At 66.7% G+C, this 25,435-nt stretch carries 28 protein-coding genes, 1 tRNA gene and 2 pseudogenes; 11 read left to right on the top strand and 20 right to left on the bottom strand.

The window, feature by feature from the left end:
• Window positions 1–225 (top strand): annotated as a pseudogene (locus KME80_RS41985) (MFS transporter); the annotation flags it as partial.
• A gap of 13 nt (window positions 226–238) precedes the next feature.
• Here the strand turns inward: KME80_RS41985 and KME80_RS41980 are convergent.
• The gene (locus KME80_RS41980) at window positions 239–1,207 is read right to left on the bottom strand and encodes an NAD-dependent epimerase/dehydratase family protein (RefSeq protein ID WP_219516915.1); all 969 of its coding nucleotides are present in this window, start codon (window positions 1,205–1,207) and stop codon (window positions 239–241) included.
• A 188-nt stretch (window positions 1,208–1,395) separates the two neighbouring features.
• Here KME80_RS41980 and KME80_RS41975 point away from each other — a divergent pair, with 188 nt between their 5' ends.
• Window positions 1,396–2,763 carry a sensor histidine kinase gene (locus KME80_RS41975; protein ID WP_219516906.1) on the top strand — a complete coding sequence of 456 codons (1,368 nt, stop codon included), beginning with the start codon at window positions 1,396–1,398 and terminating at the stop codon, window positions 2,761–2,763.
• On the opposite strand, the gene KME80_RS41970 is transcribed toward KME80_RS41975, so the two are convergent.
• Window positions 2,747–4,528, bottom strand: coding sequence for a bifunctional metallophosphatase/5'-nucleotidase (locus tag KME80_RS41970; RefSeq protein WP_219516898.1), 1,782 nt, complete (start codon window positions 4,526–4,528; stop codon window positions 2,747–2,749). The genes KME80_RS41975 and KME80_RS41970 overlap by 17 nt on opposite strands.
• 108 nt (window positions 4,529–4,636) lie before the next feature.
• On the opposite strand from KME80_RS41970, the gene mshD reads away from it, so the two are divergent.
• The gene (gene mshD, locus KME80_RS41965; RefSeq protein WP_308126145.1) at window positions 4,637–5,611 is read left to right on the top strand and encodes a mycothiol synthase; all 975 of its coding nucleotides are present in this window, start codon (window positions 4,637–4,639) and stop codon (window positions 5,609–5,611) included.
• Here mshD and KME80_RS41960 read toward each other — a convergent pair.
• The 3 genes from KME80_RS41960 to dcd form a co-directional block, all read right to left on the bottom strand.
• Entirely contained in the window at window positions 5,544–6,548 is a 1,005-nt protein-coding gene (locus tag KME80_RS41960) for an inorganic phosphate transporter (protein ID WP_219516887.1), read from the bottom strand. The two genes, mshD and KME80_RS41960, sit on opposite strands and share 68 nt — an antisense overlap.
• A 4-nt stretch (window positions 6,549–6,552) precedes the next feature.
• On the bottom strand, window positions 6,553–7,170 hold the full coding sequence (locus tag KME80_RS41955; RefSeq protein WP_219516885.1) for a DUF47 domain-containing protein: 618 nt from the start codon (window positions 7,168–7,170) through the stop codon (window positions 6,553–6,555).
• A 159-nt stretch (window positions 7,171–7,329) separates the two neighbouring features.
• Window positions 7,330–7,905, bottom strand: coding sequence for a dCTP deaminase (dcd, locus tag KME80_RS41950; RefSeq protein ID WP_219516870.1), 576 nt, complete (start codon window positions 7,903–7,905; stop codon window positions 7,330–7,332).
• Window positions 7,906–8,017: 112 nt separating this feature from the next.
• On the opposite strand from dcd, the gene KME80_RS41945 reads away from it, so the two are divergent.
• Window positions 8,018–8,088, top strand: a tRNA-Gly gene (locus tag KME80_RS41945).
• Between the two features lie 105 nt (window positions 8,089–8,193).
• Here KME80_RS41945 and KME80_RS41940 read toward each other — a convergent pair.
• The 10 genes from KME80_RS41940 to KME80_RS41895 all read right to left on the bottom strand — a co-directional run bounded on the left by KME80_RS41940 (window position 8,194) and on the right by KME80_RS41895 (window position 15,409).
• Window positions 8,194–9,537, bottom strand: a complete 1,344-nt coding sequence (locus tag KME80_RS41940; protein WP_219516860.1) for a tyrosine-type recombinase/integrase — start codon at window positions 9,535–9,537, stop codon at window positions 8,194–8,196.
• Window positions 9,537–9,743 carry a helix-turn-helix domain-containing protein gene (locus KME80_RS41935; RefSeq protein WP_246646641.1) on the bottom strand — a complete coding sequence of 69 codons (207 nt, stop codon included), beginning with the start codon at window positions 9,741–9,743 and terminating at the stop codon, window positions 9,537–9,539. Before KME80_RS41935 ends, KME80_RS41940 begins: the two co-directional genes overlap by 1 nt.
• 12 nt (window positions 9,744–9,755) lie before the next feature.
• Window positions 9,756–11,285: a replication initiator gene (locus KME80_RS41930; RefSeq protein ID WP_219516923.1), complete on the bottom strand. Its 1,530-nt coding sequence runs from the start codon at window positions 11,283–11,285 to the stop codon at window positions 9,756–9,758.
• Window positions 11,286–11,314: 29 nt separating this feature from the next.
• The gene (locus KME80_RS41925; RefSeq protein ID WP_219516852.1) at window positions 11,315–11,467 is read right to left on the bottom strand and encodes a hypothetical protein; all 153 of its coding nucleotides are present in this window, start codon (window positions 11,465–11,467) and stop codon (window positions 11,315–11,317) included.
• Window positions 11,464–12,873 carry an FtsK/SpoIIIE domain-containing protein gene (locus KME80_RS41920; RefSeq protein ID WP_219516851.1) on the bottom strand — a complete coding sequence of 470 codons (1,410 nt, stop codon included), beginning with the start codon at window positions 12,871–12,873 and terminating at the stop codon, window positions 11,464–11,466. Before KME80_RS41920 ends, KME80_RS41925 begins: the two co-directional genes overlap by 4 nt.
• An 88-nt stretch (window positions 12,874–12,961) precedes the next feature.
• The gene (locus KME80_RS41915; RefSeq protein ID WP_219516843.1) at window positions 12,962–13,261 is read right to left on the bottom strand and encodes a hypothetical protein; all 300 of its coding nucleotides are present in this window, start codon (window positions 13,259–13,261) and stop codon (window positions 12,962–12,964) included.
• Window positions 13,258–13,533, bottom strand: a complete 276-nt coding sequence (locus KME80_RS41910) for a hypothetical protein (protein ID WP_219516841.1) — start codon at window positions 13,531–13,533, stop codon at window positions 13,258–13,260. The genes KME80_RS41915 and KME80_RS41910 overlap by 4 nt, the downstream gene beginning before the upstream one ends.
• The gene (locus KME80_RS41905) at window positions 13,533–13,946 is read right to left on the bottom strand and encodes a plasmid replication, integration and excision activator (RefSeq protein ID WP_219516840.1); all 414 of its coding nucleotides are present in this window, start codon (window positions 13,944–13,946) and stop codon (window positions 13,533–13,535) included. The genes KME80_RS41910 and KME80_RS41905 overlap by 1 nt, the downstream gene beginning before the upstream one ends.
• Before the next feature lie 256 nt (window positions 13,947–14,202).
• A complete protein-coding gene (locus tag KME80_RS41900; protein WP_246646640.1) occupies window positions 14,203–14,934 on the bottom strand; it encodes a GntR family transcriptional regulator in 732 nt (243 codons plus the stop codon).
• 184 nt (window positions 14,935–15,118) lie between these two features.
• The gene (locus KME80_RS41895) at window positions 15,119–15,409 is read right to left on the bottom strand and encodes a hypothetical protein (protein WP_219516836.1); all 291 of its coding nucleotides are present in this window, start codon (window positions 15,407–15,409) and stop codon (window positions 15,119–15,121) included.
• Window positions 15,410–15,724: 315 nt separating this feature from the next.
• Between KME80_RS41895 and KME80_RS41890 the strand changes: the two genes are divergently transcribed.
• Both KME80_RS41890 and KME80_RS41885 read left to right on the top strand, forming a co-directional pair.
• Complete coding sequence (locus KME80_RS41890; protein ID WP_219516828.1) at window positions 15,725–16,594, top strand: DUF5919 domain-containing protein; 870 nt, start codon at window positions 15,725–15,727, stop codon at window positions 16,592–16,594.
• Entirely contained in the window at window positions 16,591–17,415 is an 825-nt protein-coding gene (locus KME80_RS41885) for an inositol monophosphatase family protein (RefSeq protein ID WP_219516826.1), read from the top strand. Before KME80_RS41890 ends, KME80_RS41885 begins: the two co-directional genes overlap by 4 nt.
• Window positions 17,416–18,450: 1,035 nt before the next feature.
• On the opposite strand, the gene KME80_RS41880 is transcribed toward KME80_RS41885, so the two are convergent.
• Both KME80_RS41880 and KME80_RS41875 read right to left on the bottom strand, forming a co-directional pair.
• The gene (locus KME80_RS41880) at window positions 18,451–19,599 is read right to left on the bottom strand and encodes a tyrosine-type recombinase/integrase (protein WP_219516815.1); all 1,149 of its coding nucleotides are present in this window, start codon (window positions 19,597–19,599) and stop codon (window positions 18,451–18,453) included.
• On the bottom strand, window positions 19,596–19,784 hold the full coding sequence (locus tag KME80_RS41875; RefSeq protein WP_246646644.1) for an excisionase family DNA-binding protein: 189 nt from the start codon (window positions 19,782–19,784) through the stop codon (window positions 19,596–19,598). The genes KME80_RS41880 and KME80_RS41875 overlap by 4 nt, the downstream gene beginning before the upstream one ends.
• A 476-nt stretch (window positions 19,785–20,260) precedes the next feature.
• On the opposite strand from KME80_RS41875, the gene KME80_RS41870 reads away from it, so the two are divergent.
• The 3 genes from KME80_RS41870 to KME80_RS41860 all read left to right on the top strand — a co-directional run bounded on the left by KME80_RS41870 (window position 20,261) and on the right by KME80_RS41860 (window position 22,172).
• Complete coding sequence (locus KME80_RS41870; protein ID WP_219516810.1) at window positions 20,261–20,845, top strand: hypothetical protein; 585 nt, start codon at window positions 20,261–20,263, stop codon at window positions 20,843–20,845.
• Window positions 20,846–21,576: 731 nt separating this feature from the next.
• Complete coding sequence (locus tag KME80_RS41865) at window positions 21,577–21,807, top strand: DUF433 domain-containing protein (protein ID WP_103961631.1); 231 nt, start codon at window positions 21,577–21,579, stop codon at window positions 21,805–21,807.
• Window positions 21,804–22,172 carry a DUF5615 family PIN-like protein gene (locus KME80_RS41860; RefSeq protein ID WP_188195486.1) on the top strand — a complete coding sequence of 123 codons (369 nt, stop codon included), beginning with the start codon at window positions 21,804–21,806 and terminating at the stop codon, window positions 22,170–22,172. The genes KME80_RS41865 and KME80_RS41860 overlap by 4 nt, the downstream gene beginning before the upstream one ends.
• 221 nt (window positions 22,173–22,393) lie before the next feature.
• Here KME80_RS41860 and KME80_RS41855 read toward each other — a convergent pair whose 3' ends face one another.
• Window positions 22,394–22,783 carry a hypothetical protein gene (locus tag KME80_RS41855; RefSeq protein ID WP_219516808.1) on the bottom strand — a complete coding sequence of 130 codons (390 nt, stop codon included), beginning with the start codon at window positions 22,781–22,783 and terminating at the stop codon, window positions 22,394–22,396.
• A 321-nt stretch (window positions 22,784–23,104) separates the two neighbouring features.
• Window positions 23,105–23,257, bottom strand: coding sequence for a hypothetical protein (locus KME80_RS41850; protein ID WP_219516807.1), 153 nt, complete (start codon window positions 23,255–23,257; stop codon window positions 23,105–23,107).
• 38 nt (window positions 23,258–23,295) lie between these two features.
• Between KME80_RS41850 and KME80_RS51185 the strand changes: the two are divergent.
• Together KME80_RS51185 and KME80_RS41835 are read left to right on the top strand one after the other, a co-directional pair.
• Window positions 23,296–23,715 (top strand): annotated as a pseudogene (locus tag KME80_RS51185) (DUF5919 domain-containing protein); the annotation flags it as partial.
• A 59-nt stretch (window positions 23,716–23,774) separates the two neighbouring features.
• Window positions 23,775–24,545, top strand: a complete 771-nt coding sequence (locus KME80_RS41835; RefSeq protein ID WP_219516805.1) for an inositol monophosphatase family protein — start codon at window positions 23,775–23,777, stop codon at window positions 24,543–24,545.
• Window positions 24,546–24,865: 320 nt separating this feature from the next.
• Here the strand turns inward: KME80_RS41835 and KME80_RS41830 are convergent, their stop codons facing one another.
• On the bottom strand, window positions 24,866–25,267 hold the full coding sequence (locus KME80_RS41830) for a hypothetical protein (RefSeq protein ID WP_219516803.1): 402 nt from the start codon (window positions 25,265–25,267) through the stop codon (window positions 24,866–24,868).
• Between the last annotated feature and the right edge of the window lie 168 nt (window positions 25,268–25,435).

Below are 25,435 nucleotides of genomic sequence, written 5' to 3'. Positions count from 1 at the left end.
GAGGTCCCCCCGCCCGCCGGCGGCAGCGCCGCCGGGGTGCTGCAGACCGGGCAGCGGCTCGGCTCGTCGATCGGCATCGCCGCCGCCGGGTCGGTCTTCTTCGGGTCGCTGCGCGACGGCTGGCCCGCCGCCTTCAGGCACGGGCTCCTCGTCGTGCTGGCCTTCGTCGGCGTCGCCCTGGCCGCCGCCCTCTACGACCTCGCCAAGGGCCGGGCCGAACGCTGACCCTCCCCGCCCCTCACCTGTTGAGCAGCCTGGCCTCCACGGCCGGATCCAGCCCCACCGAGGGACGATCCGGGCGCATCGGGGCCCGGCCGCCGATGCTCCGCAGCCACTCCCACGTGTCGGCCACCGTCTCCGCCACCGGCCGCACCCTCAGCCCCGCCGCCACGGCCTTGGACACGTCACCCCCGTGCATGAACGCGTGATCCTCGCCCACCAGCCAGATCGGCAGATCGGTCCACGGCCGCACCCCGGCCGCCAGGATCGTCTCCGCGTCCACCCAGCGCAGCTCCGCGTCCGACCCGGTCACCCGCACGGCCGTCTCCAGCAGCTCCGCCATCGTGGTGAACCCGGGCGGGCTCACCACGTCGAACGCGCCGCCGATCCCGCGCCCCGCCGCATCGAGGCACCAGCGCGCCAGGTCACGCGCGTCGACGTACTGGACGCCCAGGTCACGCGGGCCCGGCGCGAGCACCGGGCCGCCCCTGGCGATCCTCGTCAGCCACCACGGCAGCCTGCCGATGTTCTCGTACGGGCCCAGGATCAGGCCCGCCCGCGCCAGCAGCGCCCGGTCGCCGAACGCCGCCGTCGCGCCCTCCTCGCCGCCCGCCTTCATCGCGGCGTAGCCCTCGTCGCCGGCCTCCACCAGCGGCGCGCTCTCGTCGGCCCCGTAGGGCACCGGCGGCGCGTAGACCGAACGGCTCGACACGTACACGTAATGGCCCGCCCGGCCGGCCAGCAGCGCCGCGGACTCGCGCACCGCCGACGGGGCCCACGACCACGTGTCGACCACCACGTCCCACTCGCCGCGCGCCAGCGCCTCCAGCCCGCCCTCCCGCGTGCGGTCGCCGCGCAGCGCCGTCACCCCTGGGGGCGGCTCGTGCGTGCCCCGATTGAACATCGTCACCCGCCAGCCGAGCGCCTGGGCCTCCTCGACGAACGCCCGGCCCACGAACTCGGTCCCGCCCAGCAGCAATACGTCCATGGGACCCCACTGTGCCCGCCCGCCCCCGCCCCGCCCAGGGGCCCACGCCCGCAGCGGAATCGCGAGGAGCGAAACCCCGTGCCCCATCCCGCCCGCCGTCCTCCTGCTTCCCACTCGCTGGGCGGTGGTATTTGTGGCGGGAACGCTGTCGAACGTCATGAATGTCCGGTTCAGGGTAGGGGTCGGACGTGCTCATACCTCGCTCGATCCGCGGGCGTCTGACGACGATCGCGGTGCTGGTCGGGGCGCTGATCTTCGGCACGTCGTCCGCGGTCGCCGTGGTCACCGTGCCCGACAATCTGCGTGACCAGGTGGACGCCAGGGTCGAGCTGGCCGTGCGCCGCACCGCCAGCGACGCGCGCCTGGGCACGCTCAAACCGAAGATCGAGGTCCCGGCCCGGATCCAGTTCGTGCAGGTGGTCGGGGCCGACGGCCGGGTGCTGTCGGCGGGCAGGCTGGGGCAGCGGCGCCTGGTGACCGGGTTCGACCCGCCCGAGCCGGAGCACGTCTACGCCGTCGACCGCAACATCACCGGCCTGCCGCCGCACGTCGATCCCGGCGGCGACTACCGCGTCATGGCGATGACCGTGCGCAGCCCGTCAGGCCCGGTCACGGTGTACGGGGCGGCGTCGCTCGGCGACGTGAACCGGGCGCTGAAGTGGATCTACGGCATCGTCTTCGTCGGCACCCCGCTGGTGCTGCTCATCATCGGGCTCATCACCTGGTTCACGGTCGGGCTCGCGCTGCGTCCGGTGGAGCACATCCGGGCCCGGCTCGCCGCCATCACCGGCCGGGATCTCAGCCGCCGCGTCCCCGTGCCCGACACGGGTGACGAGATCACCAGGCTGGCCGTCACCACCAACAGCACGCTCGACCGGCTCGAACGTTCGGCCGAGACCCAGCGCCGCTTCGTCGCCGACGCCTCGCACGAGCTGCGCAGCCCGATCGCCGCCCTGCGCACGCAGCTCGACTACGCGACCGCGTACCCGGAGGAGACCGACTGGTACGACACGGGCATGCGCGCGATGGCGGCGACGGACCGGCTCGCGGCCATCATCGACGAGCTGCTCATGCTGGCCCGCCTGGACGCCGGGGCCGTGGCGCCCCGCTCCACCGTCGACCTCTGCGACCTGGCGCGGGACCAGGCGGAGCGCCGCCGCACCGGCCGCGTGCCCGTCCGCATGCGGCCGTGCGCGCCCGCGCCCGTCCTCGGCTCCCAGACGCAGCTCGACCGCGTGCTGACGAACCTGCTGGACAACGCCGTACGGCACGCCGACACCCGCGTCGACCTGGACGTATCGCTGGACGGCGAGCACGTCGTCGTCACCGTCACCAACGACGGCGACAGCATCGCGCCCGAGGACCGCGAGCGCGTCTTCGAGCGGTTCACCCGGCTGGAGGCGGGCCGCACCAGGGACCGGGGCGGCAGCGGCCTGGGGCTGGCGCTCACCCGCGAGATCGTCACCCGGCACGGCGGCGCCATCACGGTCGCGGACCACGAGCCGGGCACCCGGTTCGTGGTCCGCCTTCCGCTGCGTCCTAACCCGTCACCGTGATCCGGTTGGTTGCGGGGGGCGCGATCGGGTTGTTCTGCCCCAGGTAGGCGACGAACGCGTCGATGTCGAGCGGCCCGCTCCACAGGTCGGTGCCCTCGGTGAACGCCTGGAACGCGTCACCGCCGCCGACCAGGAAGTTGTTGGCCGCCACCCGGATCGCCTGCGTGTCGGTCACCGGCACCCCGTCGATCTTGATGTCGGACACCTTGGCGCCCCAGGCGGCGCCGGTGCTGTAGGTGTAGGTCAGGTTCGCCGAGGGCTGCAGGATCTTGGTGAACGCCTGGTTGTTCGGCCCGCCGGTGAACTGCTGCTCCAGCACGGTCTTGAGCTGGGCGCCGGTCAGCGTGACGACCTGCATGAGATTGTTGAACGGCTGCACGGTGAACGCCTCGCCGTACGTGACCGTCCCGTCGCCCTCGCCCGCCGGGGAGCTCGCGTACGACAGGGAGGCGCGCACGCCGCCCGGGTTCATCAGCGCGATCTGCGCGTTGCCGCCCTCCCGGGTGGCGGCGAGCTGGGCGTCGGCGATGAGGTTGCCGAGCGCGGACTCGCCGGACGGGGCGGCGGCGTTGGTGATGTCGGCGGTGATCGTGCCGACGGGCCGGTTGGCGACCGGGGCGACCCGGTCCTTCCACGTCTGCACGAACGCCGAAATTTCGGCATCCGGGGCGACCGTCCGGGTCACCACGTGGTTGTCCGCCACGACCGAGGAGCGGTCGACGTCCCGCGTCCGCACGTCCACCTTCAGGTCCACCTGCGTGATCACGCGCCCGAACGAGCCGCCCTGCGAGTAGAGCCGGTCACGCCCCGCCGGGTCCTTGACCACGCACTTGTACGCCTGGTGCGAGTGGCCGCTGAGCACCAGGTCGATCTCGGGGTCCACCTGCGTGGCGATGCGGTTGCCGGCGCCCGGGATCGCGGCGCAGGCGTCGGGCGACCGGCCCGCCGTCACCTGGTCGCCCTCGTGCACGAGCACGACCTGGGCCTTCACGCCCACCAGCCGGAGCAGCCTGGAAGCCACGTTCGCGGCCTTGACCTCGTCGACGAACTTGAGATCCTTGATGCCCTCGGCGGTGACGATGTTCGGCGTCGTCTTCGTGACCAGGCCGATGAAGCCGATCGGCACGCCGTTCATCCACTTCACGCTGACCGGCGGCAGCGCGGGCACGCCCCAGTCCTTCAGCAGCTCGCCGAACCTGCTGCTGTCGCCGAGGGCGGCGAGCGCGTCGGTCCGCTCGTCCCGGTTCTTGAACAGCACGTTGGCGCCCACGTAGTCGAACGTCGCGCCCTTCCACGGCCCGGCGGGGGAGCAGCCGTCCACCGGGTGGCAGCCGCCCTTCATGATGCGCCGCAGCTCGGCGTAGCCCTCGTCGAACTCGTGGTTGCCCACCGCCGCCACGTCCAGCCCGAGCTTGCCCAGGAACTCCACCGACGGCTCGTCGTGGTAGGCGGCCGAGAGCAGCGGCGTGGCCCCGATCAGGTCACCCTGGGCGACCGCGATCGTGTTGCCGTCGGCCAGGGCCTTCATGTGCGTCGCCACGTACGCCGCGCCGCCGGCCTCGACCGTGGCGCCGTGCTCGTCGACCATCCGCCCGGAGGACCCGGTCGGCGGTTCGAGGTGGCCGTGGAAGTCGTTGAGAGCGAGCAACCGGACCGGAACGGTCCTCGGTGCCTTGCTCGCGTCCGCCGGGAGGCCGGCGAGCAGGACGCCGCCTGCGGCGACGGCTCCGGCCATCGTGAGCCGGAGGAGGGAACGGGACGTCATGGCCCAAGAACATACGTCCGCAAGCCATGCAGCCAATGGCGCAAAGGTAACGATTCATCGCGCCCGGACATGGCGTCATTTGCCAGTCGTACGCCTAGAGTTCGATCTGTGAGCGAGAGTGTGAAAGTCCGGGAACGGCTTGATGACCAGGAAATCGCCGGGGTGCTGTCCGTCGTCGAGGCGGCGACCGAGACCGACGGCGTCCGCCCGCTGAACGAGCACGTGATGCTCCACCTGCGCTACGGCGGCGATCCGAGGGCCCGCTCCCTCCTGCTCTACGACGGCGCCGCCCTGGCCGGCTACGCCCACGTCGACCCCACCGACGAGGTCGAGGGGCCCAGCGGCGAGCTCGTCATCCACCCCGCCCAGCGCCGCCGCGGCCACGGCGCGCGGCTGCTGCGCGCCGTGCTCGACCTGACGGGCGGCAGGCTGCGGCTGTGGGCGCACGGCGACCACCCGGGCGCGGAGGCGCTGGCGGCCTCCTCCGGCCTCGAACGGGCGCGCTCGCTCTGGCAGATGCGCCGCTCCCTGTTCGCGCCGCTGGCCCCGTACGAGGTGCCGGAGGGCGTCAGCGTACGGACGTTCGTCCCGGGACAGGACGAGGAAGCCTGGCTGAAGGTGAACTCCGCGGCCTTCGCCCACCACCCCGAACAGGGCGCGTGGACGATGGACGACCTGCTGCTGCGCGAGCGGGAGCCGTGGTTCGACCCCGAAGGGTTCTTCCTGGCCTTCCGCGGCGACCGGCTCGCCGGATTCCACTGGACCAAGATCCACGGCTCCGACGAGCACCAGGAGCACGGCCACGAGCCGCTGGGCGAGGTCTACGTCGTCGGCGTCGACCCCTCCCAGCAGGGCACCGGCCTGGGCAAGGCGCTCACCCTGGCCGGCCTGGCCCACCTGCGCTCGCGCGGCCTCGCCCAGGCCATGCTCTACGTGGACGAGGCCAACACGGCCGCGATCAGGCTGTACGAGTCCCTTGGCTTCAGCCGCTGGGACGTCGACGTGATGTACGCCGCTACTCCACCAGGAAGTGCAGCGCGTAGTACGACAGAGCAGCCACCAGAGCCGCTGCCGGAATCGTGAGAACCCAGGCGGTCACGATGTTGCCCGCCACACCCCACCGCACCGCCGACAGCCGCTTGGTCGAACCCACGCCCATGATCGCCGAGGTGATCGTGTGCGTGGTGGAGATCGGCGCCCCGAACCCGATCGCCGCGCCGTACAGCACCGTCGACGCGGCGGCTTCCGCGGCGAAGCCCTGCGGCGGGTCGAGGGCGATGATGCGGCGGCCCAGCGTCCGCATGATCCGCCAGCCACCCGCGTACGTGCCGAGCGAGATCGCGCCCGCGGCGGCCAGGATGACCCACTGCGGGATGGGGTCGGCAGGAGCGGCGTAACCGCCGACGACCAGCGCCAGGAAGATGACGCCCATCGTCTTCTGCGCGTCCTGGAGGCCGTGGCCGAGCGCCATCGCCGCGGCCGAGACCGTCTGCGCGTAGCGGAAGCCCCGGTTGGCCTTGCCCGGTTGCGCGTTCCTGAAGATCCAGTAGATTGCGATCATGATCCCGGCCGCCAGCGAGAAGCCGACGAGCGGTGAGATGATCATGGGGATGACGACTTTGGCCACGACGCCCTCCCAGTGCACGACGCTGGCCGAAGCCAGGGCCGAGCCGATGAGACCGCCGATCAGCGCGTGGCTGGAGGAAGAGGGCAGGCCGAAGTACCAGGTGATGAGGTTCCAGACGATCGCGCCGATCAGGCCGGCCGCCACGATCACCAGTCCATGTGTGCCGTCAGGCGCGTCGATGATTCCTTTGCCGACGGTCTGCGCGACCTGGGTGCCGAGGTGAGCACCGATGAAGTTCATCGCCGCCGCCATGAACAGCGCCGCCCTGGGCGTGAGGGCCCGGGTGGAGACTGAGGTCGCGATGGCGTTGGCCGCGTCGTGGAAGCCGTTGGTGTAGTCGAACACCAGGGCGACGACGACCACGCCGATGACGAGGGCGAGCGTGAGGTCCACTGAGTTAGCTTTCCTTGACCGCGATCGACTCGATCGTGTTGGCCACGTGCTCGAAGGCATCGGCCGCCTCTTCCAGGGCGTCGATGACCTCCTTCATCTTCATCACCGTCAGCGCGTCGTACTCGCCGCTGAAAAGCTTGGCCAGCAGCCGGCGGTAGACCTGGTCGCCCTGGTTCTCCAGGCGGTTGACCTCGATCCAGTACTCGTTGAGGTTCTTCATCGAGCGCAGCCTCGGCATGGCCTCGGCGGTCAGCTCGGCGGCCCGCTCCAGGACCTCCACCTGCCGGACGACATCTTTGGGGAGATGATCGATCTGGTAGAGGACGATGAGGTCCGACGCCGCCTCCATGGCGTCCATCACGTCGTCGAGGTTGGAGGCCAGCCGGTAGATGTCCTCGCGGTCGAAGGGAGTGATGAAACTCTCGTTGAGCCGGTTCATGATCGCGTGGGTGCGTTCGTCCCCGGCGTGCTCGCAGGCGCGCATCTTCTCGGCCAGGGCCTCCCGGTCCGAGCCGTCGCTGATGATCTCTACGAGCAGGCGTGATGCTGTGACCAGGTTGTTCGCCGAGTCGGCGAACAGGTCATAGTAGCTGTCCTCACGTGGCGTGAGACGCAGGCGCACGTCGTTCTCCAGATGTGCGGGGATGGTCCGTGGAAGAGGGTACGGCTTACCAGGCAAAATGCGAACTTCATGTCCCCTTCTCCTAGTCGCTACCCTCCGTATGCTGTACGACACCGCGGCCCAGAGTACTTTGAGTGCCTTTTTGTCACACAGGCGGGGCTAGATCCGGGTGCGATGAAAGTTGCGGAACGACCGCGACGGAGTCGGCCCACGCTGCCCCTGATAACGGGACCCGTACTTCTCCGACCCGTACGGGAACTCCGACGGAGAGCTGAGCCTGAACACGCAGAGCTGCCCGATCTTCATCCCCGGCCACAGCTTGATCGGCAACGTGGCCACGTTGGACAGCTCCAGCGTGACGTGCCCGCTGAACCCCGGATCGATGAAGCCGGCCGTCGAATGCGTGAGCAGACCCAGGCGGCCCAGCGAACTCTTGCCCTCCAGCCTGGACGCCAGGTCGTCGGGCAGCGTGATCACTTCGTAGGTGGAGGCGAGCACGAACTCGCCCGGATGCAGGATGAACGGCTCGTCCCCCGACGGCTCGACCACCCGCGTCAAGTCAGGCTGCTCGACACTGGGATCGATGTGCGGATACCTGTGGTTCTCGAACACCCGGAAAAAGCGGTCAAGCCGGACGTCGATGCTGGACGGTTGGATCATGTCACGATCGAACGGGTCCAGCGCGAGCCGCCCGGAGTCGATCTCGGCCAGGATGTCGCGGTCAGATAGCAGCACGGTCAGCAAACTTACCTGGTGATCCAAAGTGAGGCTCGAAACTGGGGCTCGGTTGGCTTGGTGAAGTGGGTGCGGTTTCCGGTACAGTGGTGGCCGCGGCTTCGGGCCGTACGCGGGTGTAGTTCAATGGCAGAACATCAGCTTCCCAAGCTGACAGCGCGGGTTCGATTCCCGTCACCCGCTCTCAGTGTGAAAGCCCAGGTAGACCGAGGGTTCGGTACCTGGGCTTTGGTTTGTCCTAGGGCTGTTGATCTCTGCGTGCCATTAGCGTGCCATTAGGGCTTGTGATCACCCGGTGGGAACCAGCAGGCCAGGCGGGTTGTCGTCGTCCTCGTCGCGTGCCCGTTCGTGCCCGATGAGGTGCTTGTCGATGGCTTCGGTGATCAGCTTGTCCGCGCCCCGGACGGCGTGCTGGTAGATCATCGCGGCGCGGACGTTGTCGTGTCCCATGCGTGCCATGAGGTCCTTGAGACCCGCGCCCGAGTCCGCTGCGATCATGTTTCCCGTGTGACGGAGATCATGGAAGTGCAGTTCCGGAACGCCGATCGCTCGGCCGGCCTCCATCCAGCCAGAGAGCTTGTTGAAGCCGCTCCGACGCATGGGGCCGCCCTTGATCCCAGCGAAGACCAGCGCTCCGGCCTCGGGCTTGACGTAGAGCCGCAGATGCTCCTTCAGGGCGGGGATGATCGCCTGCGGGATACCGACGATGCGCCTACCGGCCTTGGACTTGGGCGGACCAAGTACCAGTTCCCCGGTGGAGCGTTCCACGTAGGCCAAGCGTACGCGGACCGTACCCGCGTCGAGGTCGAGGTCCGCTCGGGTCAGTGCGGTGATCTCGCCCCATCGCAGGCTCGCGAACGTGGCCAGGAGCACGAAGCCCCGGTAGCGCCGATCGTGCGTGCAGTCGGCCTGCCCGGTGTCGATCATCCGCCACAGCGCCCGCTCGGCTTCTCCTCGTGTCGGGAAGACCTCCGGATAGGTCCGCATCTCGCCATGCCGCTGAAATCGGATGCGGTGCCCCTCGCCTCTCTTGAGCGCTCGGATGCTGCCCACTGGTCGGCGCCCCACCTTGTCCGCCAACTCGAAGACCTGCCCCACAGAGAGGACTGGTCGCTCTTCGGCGTGCTCGTCGCCGGCCCCGCGGATCCGGCACGGGTTGCGGGAGATGATCCCGTCGTCTTCGGCCGCCGTCATGAGTACGGCGCGGAGGAGGCGATACGCCTTTGCCGCCATGCTCACCGAGACGCCCTTGCCGAGCAGGTCTGCCCGCCACTGCCGAATCATCGCCGTCGAGAGCTTGCCGAGCGAGACGTTGCCGAGATATGGCGTGATGTGCTTCTTGAGCAGCCAGCGATAGAGATCGATTGTCCTCGGTCGGAGCCCGGGACGCTGGTCGATCCAGGTTGTCGAATACTCTGCGAGCCTGACCTTGGCCCGCTCGGGGTCGGTCCACGTCCCGGCGAGAATCTTCCCCTCGATCAGAGTCAGCGCCCGGTCGGCGTCGCCTTTGCGCTCGTAGGTCTCCTCACCAGTTCTGATGCGCCCGTCAGGTCCGGGGTAGCGGATCTGGAACCGCCCCGAGGGCAGCTTGCGAATGTTGCCGAAACGACGGTGGTTCTCCTTGTTCGCCATCAGGCGGCCCTCCCGGTTGCGTCGAAGGTCGTCATGGGTGCGACGGTCCCGGCGACGACGAAGGCGATCAGTGCGGACTCTCGGATGCGGACGTGCCGCCCGACCTTGACGAACTCGATCCGGCGTTCGGCGATCAGTCGGCGGACGAAGCGAACCGAGGTGCTGAGCAGTTCGGCCGCTTCCGGGACGGTGAACAGGTGGTCCAAGATCTCCTCCTCTCAGGCTGCCTGCGGAGTTGCCGAAAGTTCTTCGAGGCGTCTCAGGTGGGCGCGCCATCGCTGCCGTTCGGCGATGGACCTGAGGAGCCGGACGCCGATCGGAGCGACCTCGGGATCGCCCGGCCTGACCGGTTGCCAGACGTAGCGGTGCGGGTCGGTGGGCTCGTCGGCCTGGCCGAGCGCTTCCAGGACCCACGTACGGCGGTCCTGCTTGTGTTCGGCGAGCGTCTTATTGCTCCACTTGCGGGAGACGAGGACCCGGCGACCGGCGTAGCCGAGGTGTTCGGGCTTGTGGGCCTTGGACCGGCAGCAACCGGGAACCATCCCCGGCTTGGCGTTCTTGGGCTGCACGCCGTACCGAAGCCAGTTCGGGCAGGTCGGTGAACACGGCTCGTAGCGCAGGGCATCGACGAAGCGGGCCGCGTGTTCCCGCTGAGCCTGACCGTCCAAGGTCTCGCCGAGGCTCTTCGTCAGGTACTTGGACAGGTACCGGATGCACTGGTCGGCGTCCGGCGACCCGGCGAGCACCCCTTTCACGTCCACCTGATCGCCGAAGCGGATCACGTGCATGGGCTCGTCGCCGAGCTGGTCGAGAGCCTCGTCCCAGGTGGGCAGGACCTCGCCCGTGTCGGGGTCCACGTAGCCGTCGTTCCAGATGGGCAGGCGGTCACCCTCGAAGCGGGCTTCATCCGCTTGAGGCCACCAGACCTGGTGATAGGTGGCCGCCGCGATCTGCTTCATCTCGGCGCGCGGCAGGGTGCCCCGGACGGCCATGTGCAGGTGCGGAGCGAGCCGCTTCTGAGGCTCCACCGTGGCGAAGTACTGCACGTCATAGCCAGCGACCCGGCGAAGGTTCTGCACGAACCGGTCCACGAGCTTGGAGAAGTGCAGCGCGTCACGAGCCGCTCGAACGTAGTCGTACATGTCCGGATCGACGGGAGCGCCGTTCATGACCTTGCCGTAGCTCGGCAGGGTGAGGGTGACGAACAGAGAAGGCCGGTAGGTCCTGCCGTCCGCCGCCTCGAAAGTCCGGCCCAGAGTCGTGCTGTCCATCTTCCGCTTGGGCAGGTCGGGCGCGTCCTGGCGGCGCTTGGTGGAGCGGACGCGCTTGGACGCTGTACGACCGAGCACGTTTCCGCGCATCCCGGCCTCGTTGATCTCGATGTCGAGCCCGGTGAGCACGGCGTCCAAGTCGGAGGTGTCGCCGCCGGCCTTTTCCTCCGCGTCGCGCTTGGCCTGCATGTCGGCCCGGAACTCGACGAGGCAGCGCTGCCTATCGGTCGCCTCGTCGGGCGTGATGATCGGCTCCTCATCGAGGTGCCATCCCTCCCGGCACTGCGCCATCCGGAGCTGCCGGTTGCGCTTGGCGCACGGAGGACACTTGCTCTCCAGCGGTGAGCCGCACGGGACATCGACGACCTCGGACTTGCCGGTCGTCATGTCCAGCCGCCTGAGCGCGACGGGCCGGATGCAGACGCCGTGAAGCTTGGCAATCTCCTCGGCCACGTCGCGGGCGAGCGGCTGGGCCATGCGGACAGCGCGCGGGGTCTTGCGGTCGGTCAACGGACCTCCTCTGCGATCTCGGGGAACGTGAGCGCGGTCTGTCCGCACTCGGCGCACTCGACCAGGCCACGCATCGGGTCGAGCCACAGGGCATTCAGCGCGGCGCACGAAGCGCAGCGAAGGCCGTCGAGGAAGTGAGCCAGTGTCATCGGACCTCACCGACCATCGCGCGGATGTCGTCGTCGGAGACGTACGCGGCGCGGACGCGGATCGGATCGGGACTGGCCTCCAGCCGCACGTATCCGACGCCAGCGCCACGTTCCGGACGAGGAGAGATGCGGTCGGCCAGGGCACCGCGATCTCGTGCGCCGTCACCGAGCACCATGTCCACCTGCTCCGACTCGTCGAGCCGGAGGGCGATCTTGTCCGGGAAGAGGTTGCGGATGTTCATGACCTCCTTGCGAGGGTCCTGGAGAGCCGCCAGGACGCCCACGCCGACCGCGCGTCCCTGAGTGGTCAGCGTGGCCAGAGCAGCGGAGATGCGCTGCCTGAGCTGCCTGTCGGACTGGTAGGCGGTCAGGAACGCCACCTCGTCGACCACGGCCAGGACGAAGGGGTCGTCGAGAGTAGGTGTGTGGGACCGCTGGACCCCGGCGAAGCGAGCCGCACGCTTCTGCATGACGCTCACCGCCTCGTCGAGCAGGTCAGCGCAGTCGGCAGGATCGGCCGCGTACCGTCCGCCGAAGAGAGCCTTGCCGTACGACAGCTCCATCAGCTTCGGGTCGAGCGCCCAGATCTCGACCAGGCCCGCGTGGATCGCGGGTATGAGCCCACGAATCGCCGACCAGATGATGGAGCCCTTGCCTGCGCCTGTGGCCCCAGCGACGAGGACATGAGTCCCATGCAGTCGGAGGAGCCACGGCGAGCCGTCCTCCTGCCTGCCGATCTCGACCGGTCCGACCGTCGGTGTGTCCGGGATGGGAAGCGCAGCCATCGGCGTGGCAAGCGGATCGTGACGTGGAAAGGTCAGCACGAGCTGACCGGCCTTGGCCACCGCCACCCGGCAACTCTCCGACCCGAAGCCGTGGGACAGGTTCTCGATCCTGTCGGACCAGTCCTTGGCCGCCTGGCCGTCGAGCATGCGGACCGTGAGCCTGTCGGCCCAGGAGTTCGAGGTCACCTTGACCAGCCGAGGAACGTACTCCCGTCCGCGTATGTGCCGGGCCAGCCCGGCGACGGTCATGACCGGCTGCCAGTGTCGCCGGTAGATCCAGAACCAGCGCGCGAAGGCGAGCAGTCGCCAGCCGATCCATCGCACGAATGTCGGCCGGTCGAGGACCGCCCAGGCGGCCAAGGCGACGAGAGCCGGAACGACGAGCAGCAGCGCAGCACGCCAGCCGTACACCAGGCAGAGACCGGCGGGAACCGCGATCACCGCCAGAGCGATGGGGTGCCGCCAGGTCAGCCGGGAGAGGCCGGCCACGAACCGGGCGATGAAGATGACCAGAGTGATGACGGCCGGGGTCTGCACCACGGCCGGTTTGAAGACCACCGCCGTGTCTGGCGTGGTCGAGACGATGCGGTGCGGCTCGTCGCCGGGCATCCTCTTGAACATTAGGGTGAAGTCCTTCCATGCATGTCGCGTGTGTGCGGAAGACCGAGGGGCCGCCGGAAGTTGCCGCTTCCTGCGGCCCCGCTGAGCATCAGGCCGCCTCGTCGTTGGCCTCGTGTGACTCACCGCCGTGAAGTCGCTCGCAGTCGGCCAGGTACCGGGCGGCGGCGTTGAAGATCGTGCGAGCAACGGTCAGGTCGTCGTCGGTCACCGGCCCCGAGGTCGAGACGGTCACCGAGGCGTCCGAGGTGTCGAGGTCGAAGCAGGGCTTGCCGTTCTCCCCGAGCCAGGCACGCGCCCGCAGCTCCGCCGAGCAGAAGGCGATGCTGAACCGCGACGGCTTGTCGGGACGCATGGAGACGGTGACGTAGGTGTACGGGCTGAGCGTCATCGACCCGCCACCCCCAGCCCGTTCGGCAGGCCGTGGAACATGCGCTCCACCGCTCCGGCGAACATGGCGGCCTCTCGCGCCAGAGTCCGAGCGAACTCGACGTCGTCGAGGGTGACGTGATCGGTGGCCGACGTGGTGACGAGCACCTGCGTACCGCCGAAGACGAGCCCCAGGACCGGTGAGCGCTGCGGATACGGATGGTTCCGCACGTCAGCGCCCTGGCCGACCTTGAGCGCGATCGTGCTGCCCGGACGAGCCTTCTGCCGCCTCATCACGCCGCGTCCTTCGCAGCGGCCTGCGCCTTCCCGGCCGGACGAGGAGCACGCATCTCGCGAACCTTGATCGAGTACGCCAGCCGTCCGGCCTGGTTGACGTAGGGCGTTGCGGTCATGTGGTCGAACTCGACCGGCGTGAACGGCAGCCCGGCCATCGGAGCCGGAGGAACCGGCTGCACCGGGCTGAGGATCTTGACGGACACGGTCTTCTGAGCCGCCTTGAGCGTGGGGTCGGCGTCCATGACGCTGACCTGCCAGACGAGCTCTCCGCTCTGCTTGTCGCGGGTCTGGACGAAGCGCCCGTTGGTCGAGGCGTCGAAGTCCTTGACGGGCTCGACCTCACCCACGACGTAGCACCCGTGCGGGAAGGCCATGTCGAACGTGACGGGGATGGGACCTTGCAATGCCATGAGGCTTCTCCTAGCTGGTCGTCTTGTCGCTAACTCGTCTTGTCGAGTTGTCATGAAGGTACCCGCAGCTCAGGGACTTGACAACACGAGTTAGCGGGATTTCTTCAAGATCTTTATAGCGCTAGGAGAAATGCGCATATAAGCCACGTGGCGAACCGGATCAATTCATGACATAGCAAGGAAAGCAGTAATGCGGAGAATGTCCCGGCTTAGGCCGAGTGTTGCGAAATGGGGGAGCTGTGGGGCAGGTTCTGAATCAGAGCGAGTAGGAGTCTTCCAACTCGTGAAGATCGCCCGGCAGCACTAGATCCACGACAAGCACGGGCCGTCCGCCGCCGTTGAACACGCTGGCCAGCACTCCGAGAACCGGCGCGCTCTTGCGTATCTCCATGAGCTTGGCTTCGTCCGTCGAGGGGTGCCGAGCGCTCAGCCGTTCGACGACGTGTTGCAGCTTGAGACCCTTGCTCTCTCGGAGATGTTCTCTGATGCCGGCGTGAAGAGGCTCCGCCTCGCCGAGCTGCGTTCCCTCAGCCTGATGCACCGGACACCACACGGTGAACAGGTCTGTCGGACGCTCGTCATCGCGGAAGAGAACACGGCGCCGTACGACCGTGGATCCCTCCGGCACGTCCAGCAGTTTGGCGACTGCCGCGGAGGCCGCCACGGGTCCAGCGTCGATGACCGTGCTGTTCTCGTCGGCTTCCACGCGATCCAGGACGGCCCGTCCCGGACGGGGGTTCTGGCTGGACGCGCCCGGTGGAGCCGCCTTCACGAAGGAGCCCTTGCCATGCTCCCGCTCGATGACGCCACGGAGCTGGAGAACTTGGAGGGCGCGTACGACCGTTGGACGGCTCACCTTGAAGTCTCGAACAAGCTGCGTCTCAGAGGGCAGCAGAGAGCCAGGCGGATAGGTCCCGTCCGCGATCTTCTGCCTGATCGTCTGCACGATCTGGGCGTACTTCGGTGGCGCGAACTCTTCAGAGGACATGACGACCATCCAACAACTCGACTTGTCGTAAAGCCTAGTTGGAGTTGGACAGCCTGTCGCCCCCTCTGCCATAGGAGCGTACGGACTGGTGGAGGGACTGTCCGACTGCGCTACGGCAAGCCCCTCCACCAGCTCCAAGACACGACGGTTCAGCACCCCTGAACTCGCCTCCCGTCGTGCCCGGCTATTGAGCCCCGCCGTCGAGAAGGGCGACCCAGACTTGACACGCTTCCTTGTAGCGCCAGCGATAGGTCTCGTGAACCCGCTGCACGACGCGGTCACGGCGCTCGGTCCGGAGGATGTAGAAGAGACCGGCCTCACGACACAGCTCGTAGACCACGTCCTCGCAATCGCAGGTGTACGCGATCACGCGCAGGGAGTCCTGCTCCAGTGCGGTCTCCCGCCATACCAAGCGCATACAGTCCGTCCGTGGTGGGGCGACATGAGGAGCGAGGCAGCCGACGTAGATGTTCACAGCAGCGCACCCGCCTGTCCGGTCCCGTTGCACCGCCAGCAGTCGTCCCGGTGACGCTCGTCGATGGCGGCGTCGGACGGATACTCAGCCGCCACAACGCTCTGGCGAAGGCTGACGTACTTCCAGCCCCGTCCTGAGCAGGAGCTACATGGCGCAGTCATGCAACGAGGATTGCCCGAGGACATGTCGCGTCTCGATCGCTCCCGGATACCGTCTGTGATCGACTCGTTTCTTCTCGTCTCCTCTTTGTCTCGTCCGAGCCCGTCTCTGTCGCTAATCTGGCCTCATATGGCACCCCAGCCCGAGGCGCGGATCATGACTGACCAGCCGATCCTGTTGAAGACCCTCCTGACGCAACGCCATTGGCAGACGTACAGCACGTTTTGTAAGGAGTACGACAAGGCGGCCAAGAAAGTGGACCCGTCGTTGCAGGGCGGCTGGCCGAGCCGGGCGCAGCTCCACCGCTGGCTTAACGGAGAGCTCAAGGGCTTGCCGTACTCGGGCCACTGCCGTGTCTTGGAGGCGATGTTCCCGGGCAGGTCGGCGCATGACCTGTTCGCCGCGACCGCCGTCGAGATCCCCGCGCAGAGATCAGATCCGGAGCCAGCGAGAAGCGCCGGCCCCGCAGCCGCCTGTGCCCTGCCACAGATGGCTGATGTGACTGCCGTCTTCAGTAGCCGCTCGGCCTTCTCCTCTGCTTACCCGGCTTCGTCGCTGTTCGACGACGCGAAGGAGATCAACGCGGCAGGCCTCTCGCTCAACATCCTGTGCCAGAGCTACCCCGATCACCAGCTCAAGCGTCTGCTCGACTCCGGCACGCGCATCCGCTGCCTCTTCCTCGACCCGAAGGGCCAGGCGATCCGCGCCCGCGAGGCGGAAGAGGGCTACACCGACAGCACGCTGACGACCCTCACAGCGCTCAACATCAGCATGCTCACCAGGTTGCGCGATCGACTGGACACCACGTCGGCCCAGCGCCTTGAACTCCACGTCTACGATGAGACGATCCGATTCAATTTGATCATCGTGGACCGGGCGCTGTGTGTGGTCCAGCCGTACCTACCGCAGGCACGCGGAGTCGATTCACCTACGTTTGTGATCACGGACAACACCGCTGAAGAAGGGCTGTTCCCAATCTTCGACCAGGTTTTCAGGGATATGTGGGAGCGGAGCAAATCTGTATGACCATCGACGCCCGGACTCTCCTCCCCATCGCCGAACGAGCCGTGTCGATCGCCAGCGAGATCATCCGTACCAAAGCTCCCGGTGTCGTCACGGCCAAGGGCGATCGGGACATGGCGACGGAGGTGGACTACGCCGTAGAACAGGCCGTACGGGAGTTCCTGTCCCGCGAGACACCCGAGATCGGATTCCTCGGCGAGGAGGAAGGCGTCAGCCACATGGGCGACGGCCTGATGTGGGCGCTGGACCCCGTGGATGGAACCGCCAACTTCCTGCACGGCATCCCGCTCTGCGGTGTCTCTCTCGGGCTGATCGACAAGGACACGCCGGCACTGGGATTGATCGACCTGCCGTTTCTCAACCTTCGCTACTCGGCAGCCGAGAATGTTGGCGCTAGCGCCAACGGATCTGCCATCAAGGTGAGCGACGCCCGCGAGTTGCAGACCGCGATCGTGGCCCTCGGTGACTATGCCGTAGGGGACAACGCCGATGAGCGGAACCGGCCACGGCTTGCCCTGACTCAAGAACTCGCCGCTCGCGTCCAGCGCATCCGGATGTTCGGCTCAGCCGCGATCGATCTCGCCTGGGTGGCGGACGGCAGGATCGACGCCAACATCATGCTCAGCAATAACCCGTGGGACACCGCAGCAGGAGTCGTCATTGCCCGAGAGGCAGGAGCGACAGTGGTTGATCTCGACGGTAGCCCACACAGCGTGACCGCTTACGCGACCATCGCAGCAAGTCCCAAACTCGTGGCCGACCTCGTGGAACTCATCGCTGAGGCCCGCAAGGCCGTGGCGCTCGACCGGAATATTGCCGAATAGCTCTTGTAGGTATCAAGGGCGGCGCTGCGCGCCGCTGCGCGCCGCCACGCGGCCCGCGCACGCCCGCACGCTGCGCGTGCGGCCTGGGGGCCGTTCTCGCGCGCGGACGTGCGCGGGCCGCTCTCAGCCCTCAACAACTCGCCAAAACTCCAGCCAGTAGCCCTGGCCGCTCGTATCCTCCGCCACATCCGCGAAGACATCGCCACGCACCTCGATAGTCCAGATCTCCCGTTCCGGTCCAAGGTCCGCCCGACACCGCGGACACTCCTCAAGAGTCCCCTGAATCGAAACGCGCCCGAGCCCTGGCTGCCCTTCCTTTCGTCCCCGGCTCGCCCAGTCCACGGGGTCGCCGATCTCGTAATCCGTCAAAGTGAGAGCCCCGAACCGGAACTGGAGCCACCAGCGATCCCGCACCCCACAAGCGGGGCACTCAAGCTGATCAGGAAGTCGTAGGCGGTTGAACATCCCCATAACGCGACATGATCACACGATCAGCTCTCCTCCGAAAGCCGTAAGCCTCCGGCGGGGGCCGCTCTGGCTCCGGGGTGATCGCCGCGCAGACCTGAGGCCCGAGAGTGGCTGAGGAGGAAGCCTGATCACCCCGCCCGCCATCGACCCGGGACAAGCCGAGCAGACCAGGGCCACGGGTACCAGATCGTTCGTCCAGTGGGGCGCTCCATCTGGTACCCGTGGCCCTGGCCCGCTTCCCCTTCGGGCGGGACGACGGCAGACGGGGTGATCAGGCGGGCAGGGTGCGCGCGGCGCGCAACAATCCCCAAGTCATGGGCTGAGGTCGTGCCATTAGCGTGCCATTAACCCCGGCAATGAGGGGTCAACCACGGTCACTCACGACCACCCCGGCAACTCCGTTGACCAGGCAACCCGGGGTCCAGCGCCCGTGATCGCTGCAATTCCCAAGCTGACAGCGCGGGTTCGATTCCCGTCACCCGCTCTCCGAACGAAAAGCCAGGTCAGGGATGGATTCCCGACCTGGCTCTGATCGTTTCTAGCACCGTTTTCGATCTTCCGTGCCCGTTACGTGCCCGATCCGTCTGGATCTTGTTCTTCCGGCTCGGGCTCTTCCGGCTTCAGTGCCTCCTCGGCGAGCTTGCCGAGAGCGTCGGCGATGGCTCGGTCTCGCTCCATCGCGGTGTGCTGGTAGATCAACGCCGCCCGGGTGGACGAGTGTCCCATGCGGGTCATCAGGTCCCGTAGAGTCGCGCCGGACTGTGCGGCGAAGGTGTTGCCCGTGTGACGAAGGTCATGGAAGTGGAAGCCGCTGAGCTTGGCCTTCTTGAGCGCCGCCGCCCATGCGCGGGTGAAGTCCGCGCGTCGGAGCCTTGCGCCCTTGGGGCCGACGAAGACGTGGCCGTGCTCGCCTTTCTCGGCGTACGTCTCCAAGTGCTCGCGGAGATCCGGGAGCAGTGTCGCCGGAATGCTGACGATGCGCTTGCCTGCTTCCGACTTGGGAGGGCCGATGGTCACCGAGCCGTCTTTGAGTTCGGTGGTGGTCCCGACGACACGAATGGTCCCCGCCTTCGGGTCGAGGTTCTTCCGCTGGAGTGCGGCCAGTTCGCCCCATCGCAGGCTGGCGAAGGTGGCGAGCAGGATGAGCATCCGGAATCGCGGCTCGATGGCACCGGCCAGGGTGAAGACCTGCTTCATGGTCAGGACGGGCCGCTCGGGTGACTCCTCCTTGCCCGCTTTCTTGATCGTGCAGGGATTGGACTTGATCAGCCCGTCCTCGACGGCGGTGTTGAAGATGGCCTTGAGGAGCCTGTACGCCTTGGCCACCGTGACCGGTTCGACGCCGTTGTCCAGAAGCTGCTTGCGCCACCTCCGGATGTTCGCGACCTTGATCTCGCTCATGGCGCAGTTGCCGAAAGTCGGAACGAGGTGAATCCGGAGAAGGTCCTCGTAGAGCTGGACGGTCTTGGGGCGCAGCCCTGGGCGCTCGTCGATCCAGGCAGCGCCGTACTCCTTGAAGCTGACCTTGCCGAGGTCTGGGTTCAGCCAGTCGCCGGCCAGCAGCTCCGCCTCCTTCTTGGTCAGCCAGATCTCCGCTTCCTTCTTCGTCGGGAAGGTGTGCGGCGCGGTCCGGTCCACACCGTCCGGCCCTGGATATCTCGCCTGGAATCGTCCCGAGGGGAGTTTCCGAACGCGTCCGAATCGTCGCTTGCTCATGCCGCCCTCCATGTGCGGGTGGTGATGGGATGGACGAGTCCCGCCGCGATGAAGTCATTGAGCGCGGATTCGGGGATGCGGACCTCGCGCCCCAGGCGGACGAAGGTGATCCGGCGTTCTTCGATGAGCCGCCGGGGGAACCGCTCACTGGTGCCGAGCCGTTCCGCTACTTCGGTGACGGTCAGAAAGGCGGTCAGCAGCTCGCTTGGAGGCGTTGGTCATGCCGCCCTCCCTTCCGTTGCCGAAAGACTTTGTTGTTCAAGCGGCGGCGCGGCGCGCCGCCGTACCCCCGGCCCTCCGCCCGCCCGCCGTCCGGGCGTGCGGCCTGGGGGCCGGTCCCGGACGGCGGCGGGAACCGGGCCGGCCACCGCACGCCAGCCCCGCCGTACCAATCGAACGCACCGACCGGGGTTGCCACGCCGCCGCGCAGATGCAGCGCTACGATCGCCACTGCATGGCCGGTCGCCGTTTGCGCTTGGGGGCGATCGAAGGTCCGGGGCTTCGTTCCTTAGCCCCGGCCCACTGGGCCACGTGGCTGATCGCCCTGCAGGAAGGCATCCCAAACTGCCGGAGGAGTAGCGCTCGATAGGGCTGCGTACTACCAACGCCGATAGGGTGGCGAACTTCATCCAACCGACGGAGTTCGAAGGAGTGCCGGGAAGTGTGGCATGGCCTGTGGACGGTGGTAGACGAATCCGATCGAGACCAGTGGGACTACGCGCCACTTGAGCGTGTCGGCCCATTGCGCTTCGGTATGAGCCTGCAGGAAGCGATCGTCGCGATGGAGACACAGGGATACACCTCCGAGGCCGTCTACCAGGTTGGCAAGGTCGGCCCCTTTGAGCAGTTGCGCACACAATTCCGCGCCGTAGACGCTCCCATGTACCGAGAGGAAGCGCCGGGCATCCCCCGAGTGGACATCGAGGGCTACTACGTCGGCCCTATGGGTCTGACCTGCGTAACTGTCGATGCCTTGTCCGGGCCCCAGGTCTCGTTCGATGGGATCCGACTGGTAGGCCGGCCGCCTTCAGAGCTCTCAGCCGAGCTCAGCACCTACCTGGAGAAGACCGGCAGGGAAGTAAGGATCACCCCAGACGGGGACATCGGCTCAGAAGAGCTTGGGGTATACCCACGCCCGCAGCGAGCCGGCGACGTTCTGCTCACCCGGCTGGTATTTGGCCGACCGAACGACTGGGCCAACACCATGTACGACTGCATTCCGGCCGACGAGTGGCGCGTGCACTAACTCTCTCGTGTGGGACAACGCTCACCGCATTCCATCTTGTGATCCGGAGTATGCGCGGAATGATCACGAGGCATGTGGCAGGTGATATCGCCCCGCCGCAGGTAGGTGGCCATGTGAGACCGGCACGCGCGACGCCCTGTAAAGCCGTCGGCACTGCCGACGGAATCCGTCAGAACGCATGGCCGGTTGCAGTTCTCATCCGTTCACCGACGAAGTTTCATGCAGGTCAATCGCTGGTGTTGGTCCAGATGAGATGGCATGGAACCATGATCGGCCGAGCTTTTAATCCGCATGTTGGATATCCGCTGACTTCCAAGACGCCTTCGCCTCGCCAGTGCCCCGCCGCGCCGCCATACGGCTCACCAAGCAGGTACGAGGGCGGGCTTGCCAGCGGATCACCACAAGTATCGGCGGCTCACACGGGCAGTGGCAAGTGCGTGCCCGTTGCGTGCCCGTTCGGAGAGCGATCAGCGGGGAGTCACGAGGGCTCACGGTCACTCGACGGGCGGATGCCCAGGTCAGCGTTTTCCCTGGTCGGAGGGCATGATCTTGAAAGAGTTCCCAAGCTGACAGCGCGGGTTCGATTCCCGTCACCCGCTCCACAGAAAGCTCAGCCAGGCCTCTGACACTGGCCGTTTCCTTGATCTTCCTCATCTCTCTTCATGTCGCCGTGGTATCGCGGTCGCTAGCACAGGTGCGAGCTGGCAGTATCGAGATGGAGGGGAGACACCATGAACTTCGATCGGATCACTGTCGAGCCCGACAAGCTCGAAGGCAAACCGACCATCCGAGGGCTGCGGATCACCGTGGAGACGGTGGTACGGCTTGTCGCGGCTGGATGGACCTTCGATGAGATCTTGTCGGACTACCCCGACCTCGAACGCGAGGACATCAAGCAGGGGCTGGAATACGCAGCGGCCTCCACGAACGTCCACTTCTACCGCCTCCGAGAGCCGGCGTGAACTTCCTGATTGATGAGAACCTGTCACCGCGCGTCGCTGAACTGCTGGCGAAGGCCGGTCACGATGCGGTGCACGTGCGCGATCTCCAAGCGACGAGTGCGCCGGACTCCACGATCATGGCCCTTGCCATGGCGGACGACCGGGTCATCGTCTCGGCGGATACAGACTTCGGCGCGCTTTTGGCTCAGGCCCGTACCACCAAGCCCTCGGTCATGCTTGTGCGGGAGATCCTTGAGCTTCGACCGCCTGAGCTGGTGAATATCATCCTTAACCACCTTGATGTCCTCGACCCTCACCTGTCTACGGGTGCGATCGTGGCCTTTGCCCCCGCAGGCATCAGAGTGCGAGCGCTCCCGCTCCGTTGAACAAAGAGCATTTGACCGCCGTGCCATTAGCGTGCCATTAAGCGCGGTGACGAGGGGTCAACCACGGTCACTCACGGCCGGCCTCAGCTCCAGGTCAACGCGTCTACGAGCCAAGATCCCTGCAATTCCCAAGCTGACAGCGCGGGTTCGATTCCCGTCACCCGCTCCAAGCAAAGGGTCAGTTCAGGGTCACAGTCCCAGGCCCGAGCGTGGCAGTCGACTCAGTCCAGATCCTGTCCGAGCGCGAGAATACGATCAGCCAACTCCGCTGTGGTCACGTCGCCATCAGGTTCAACGCTGATGGGCGTGGCTCGGCCATCGGCATGGATCAGCCAAGCAAGAACTTCCTCAGTCACTGGCGTACCGTCGTATCCCTCGTTCCAGTGAGCACGCCATCCACCTCCTGGGATGACGCTCACAACGCGCTCTCCCTGTTCCAAGTGGGAGAAGTCCGGCCAGTCGGTGACGGGGCGCAGCGCACCTCTTTGGGGATCCACTACCAGCGCCACCCCAGTGGCAGAATGCCATGCCTCCACCGGTCGCATGCGTCCGGTCTCGGTTTCCGTCCCGGAGAAGATCGCAGTCCAGCCCGTCTCGCTGAAGTACCGCATCGATCAATTTTCGCACTACTGCTCCCTCCGAGGCCAAGACAACTGCAGACAGCAGGTTGGGCATTCCGTGCCCGTTGCGTGCCCGTTCGGTCGGTTACCAGAGGGAAGTCCCGGGGACTCACGGGTACTTGACCGGCATACGGCCAGGCCAGCGTTCCCCTGCTCAGAGGCCGTGATCGTGAAAGAGTTCCCAAGCTGACAGCGCGGGTTCGATTCCCGTCACCCGCTCTCATGGTGAAGGCACAGGTGGGGATGTGAATCCCGACCCGGGCCTTGATCATGTCTGGGCTGGTTCGATCTTCACGGGCCATCAGCTCATGATCACCCTGCCGGGACCAGGACCCCCGCAGGCCCTTCTTCGTCGTCATCGTCTCGTGCTTCGAGTTGCCGATTGATGGCGTTGGTGATCGCCGCGTCGGCGCCCCTGACCGCATGCTGGTAGATCATCGCGGCCCGGACGTTGTCGTGTCCCATCCGTGCCATGAGGTCCTTGAGACCTCTCCTCCGCCTACCCCGCCTCGGCCCTGTTCGACACCGCGGAGGAGATCAACGCCGCAGGCCTCTCACTCAACGTCCTGTGCCAGAGCTACCCGGATCACCAACTCAAGCGACTGCTCGACACTGGCACTCGAAGCCGGTGCCTCTTCCTCGACCCGAACGGCCAGGCGATCCGCGCCCTTTAGGCAGAAGAGGGCTACACCGATGGCACACTGACCACCCTCACAGCGCTCAACATCACCATGCTGACGAGGCTGCGCGATCGGCTAGACACCGCCTCAGCCCAACGCCTCGAACTGCACGTCAACGACGAGACGATCCGCTTCAACATCCTCATCGTGGACCGGATGCTTTGCGTGGTGCAGCCGTACCTGCCGCAGGCCCGCGGAGTCGACTCACCGACACTTGTGATCAAGGACAACACTGCGGCGTAGGGGCTGTTCCCCGTCTTCGACCAGGTGTTCAGAGATATGTGCGAGCGGAGCAAACCCATATGACCATCGACGCCCGAACCCTTCTCCCTATCGCCGAACAAGCCGTCTCGATCGCCAGCGAGATCATCAGAACCCGGGCGCCCGGCGTCGTCACCAGCAAGGGCGACCGCGACATGGCGACCGAGGTGGGCTACGCCGTTGAGCAAGCCGTCCGCGAGTTTCTGACGCAGGAAACACCCGAGATCGGATTCCTCGGCGAAGAAAAAGGAATTGCGCACACTGGCGACGGTTTGATGTGGGCGTTGGACCCGGTGGACGGAACAGCCAACTTCCTGCACGGCATCCCACTCTGCGGCGCGTCTCTCGGCCTCGTTGACAAGAACGTGCCCACTCTCGGGGTGATCGATCTGCCATTTCTCAACCTCCGCTACTCGGCAGCCGAAGGAGCCGGCGCCCAAGCCAACGGGACCATAATCCAGGTCAGCGAAGCCCGTGAGCTGGAAACCGCCATCGTGGCCCTCGGCGACTATGCAGTCGGCGAGAACGCCCACGAACGAAACCGCCCCCGCCTCGCTCTCACCCAAGAATTGGCCGCACGTGTCCAGCGCGTGCGAATGTTCGGCTCCGCGGCGATCGACCTCGCCTGGGTGGCGGACGGCAGGATCGACGCCAACATCATGCTCAGCAACAAACCCTGGGACACCGCAGCAGGGGTCATCATCGCCCGAGAAGCCGGAGCGACGGTGGTCGATCTGGACGGCAGCCCACACAGCATGACCTCTCACGCCACCATCGCCGCCAGCCCCAAGCTGATAGCCGACCTTCCGTAGATATCAAGGCGGCGGCGCGGCGCGCCGCCGCACCCCCGGCCCTCCGCCCGCCCGCCGTCCGGGCGTGCGGCCTGGGGGCCGGTCCCGGACGGCGGCAGGACACCGGGCCGGGCATCGCACGCCGCCCCGCCGTGCCAACCGAACGCACCGGGCGAGGTTGCCGCGCCGCCGCGCAGATGCAGCCCTTTCGATCGCCACGGGGTGGCCGGTCGCCATACGCGCTTGGGGGCGATCGGTGAGCCAGGGTTCGTTCCTCACCCTGGCTCACCGAAAAGCGTGGCTGATCACCGTCGCCGGACTCGCGAGAGTGCTGTTACTGATCAAAAAGGCGGCTCATCGCTGAAGTACTCCGTCCTGTCTACGAGCGAAGCCGTCTCTTCGCCCCATGTACCGAGACCACATAGCGCGATGTGCCGATAAACCCGGTTCGAACTGGCAGCCAGGACGCCGCGCACGATGGGCGCAAGATCGGCTTGATGACCGGTGAGTTCCGGGGCGTCCAAGAGCGGGATGGCAGCGGCGATGGCGGCCTCCCGGACGATGAGGTTGGCGTCTTGAAAGAACGCGGCCACGGCCTGGAAAGGCGCTGGACGGATGGCTCGGACCGCCATGAATTCCGGGCTCTCCTCAGGAGAGAAGCCAGCGCGGAGCCACGTCGCTTCAGCATCGTTACCGACTTCGTCGGCTATTGATCCCAACCAGTCCAGCAACGCCTGGCGCAACGGGTACCGCTGGCCGCCCTCACCGCCTGGTATCAAGGTGTCTGGGCTTGATCCGGTTTGACGGACATCCGAGATCAGGGGTTCGTCCCGGGAAGGATGTCCATGATGGAGAGCATGGGGAAGAAGAAGCCGCGTCCTCGCCGCTCGTTCACGCCGGAGTTCAAGGCC

Origin of the sequence: Nonomuraea ceibae (assembly GCF_019396325.1) — a bacterium.
Taxonomy (GTDB): Bacteria; Actinomycetota; Actinomycetes; order Streptosporangiales; family Streptosporangiaceae; genus Nonomuraea; species Nonomuraea ceibae.
The sequence above is the reverse complement of the archived record's forward strand: the minus strand, read 5'-3'. Positions and strand labels throughout refer to the sequence as shown.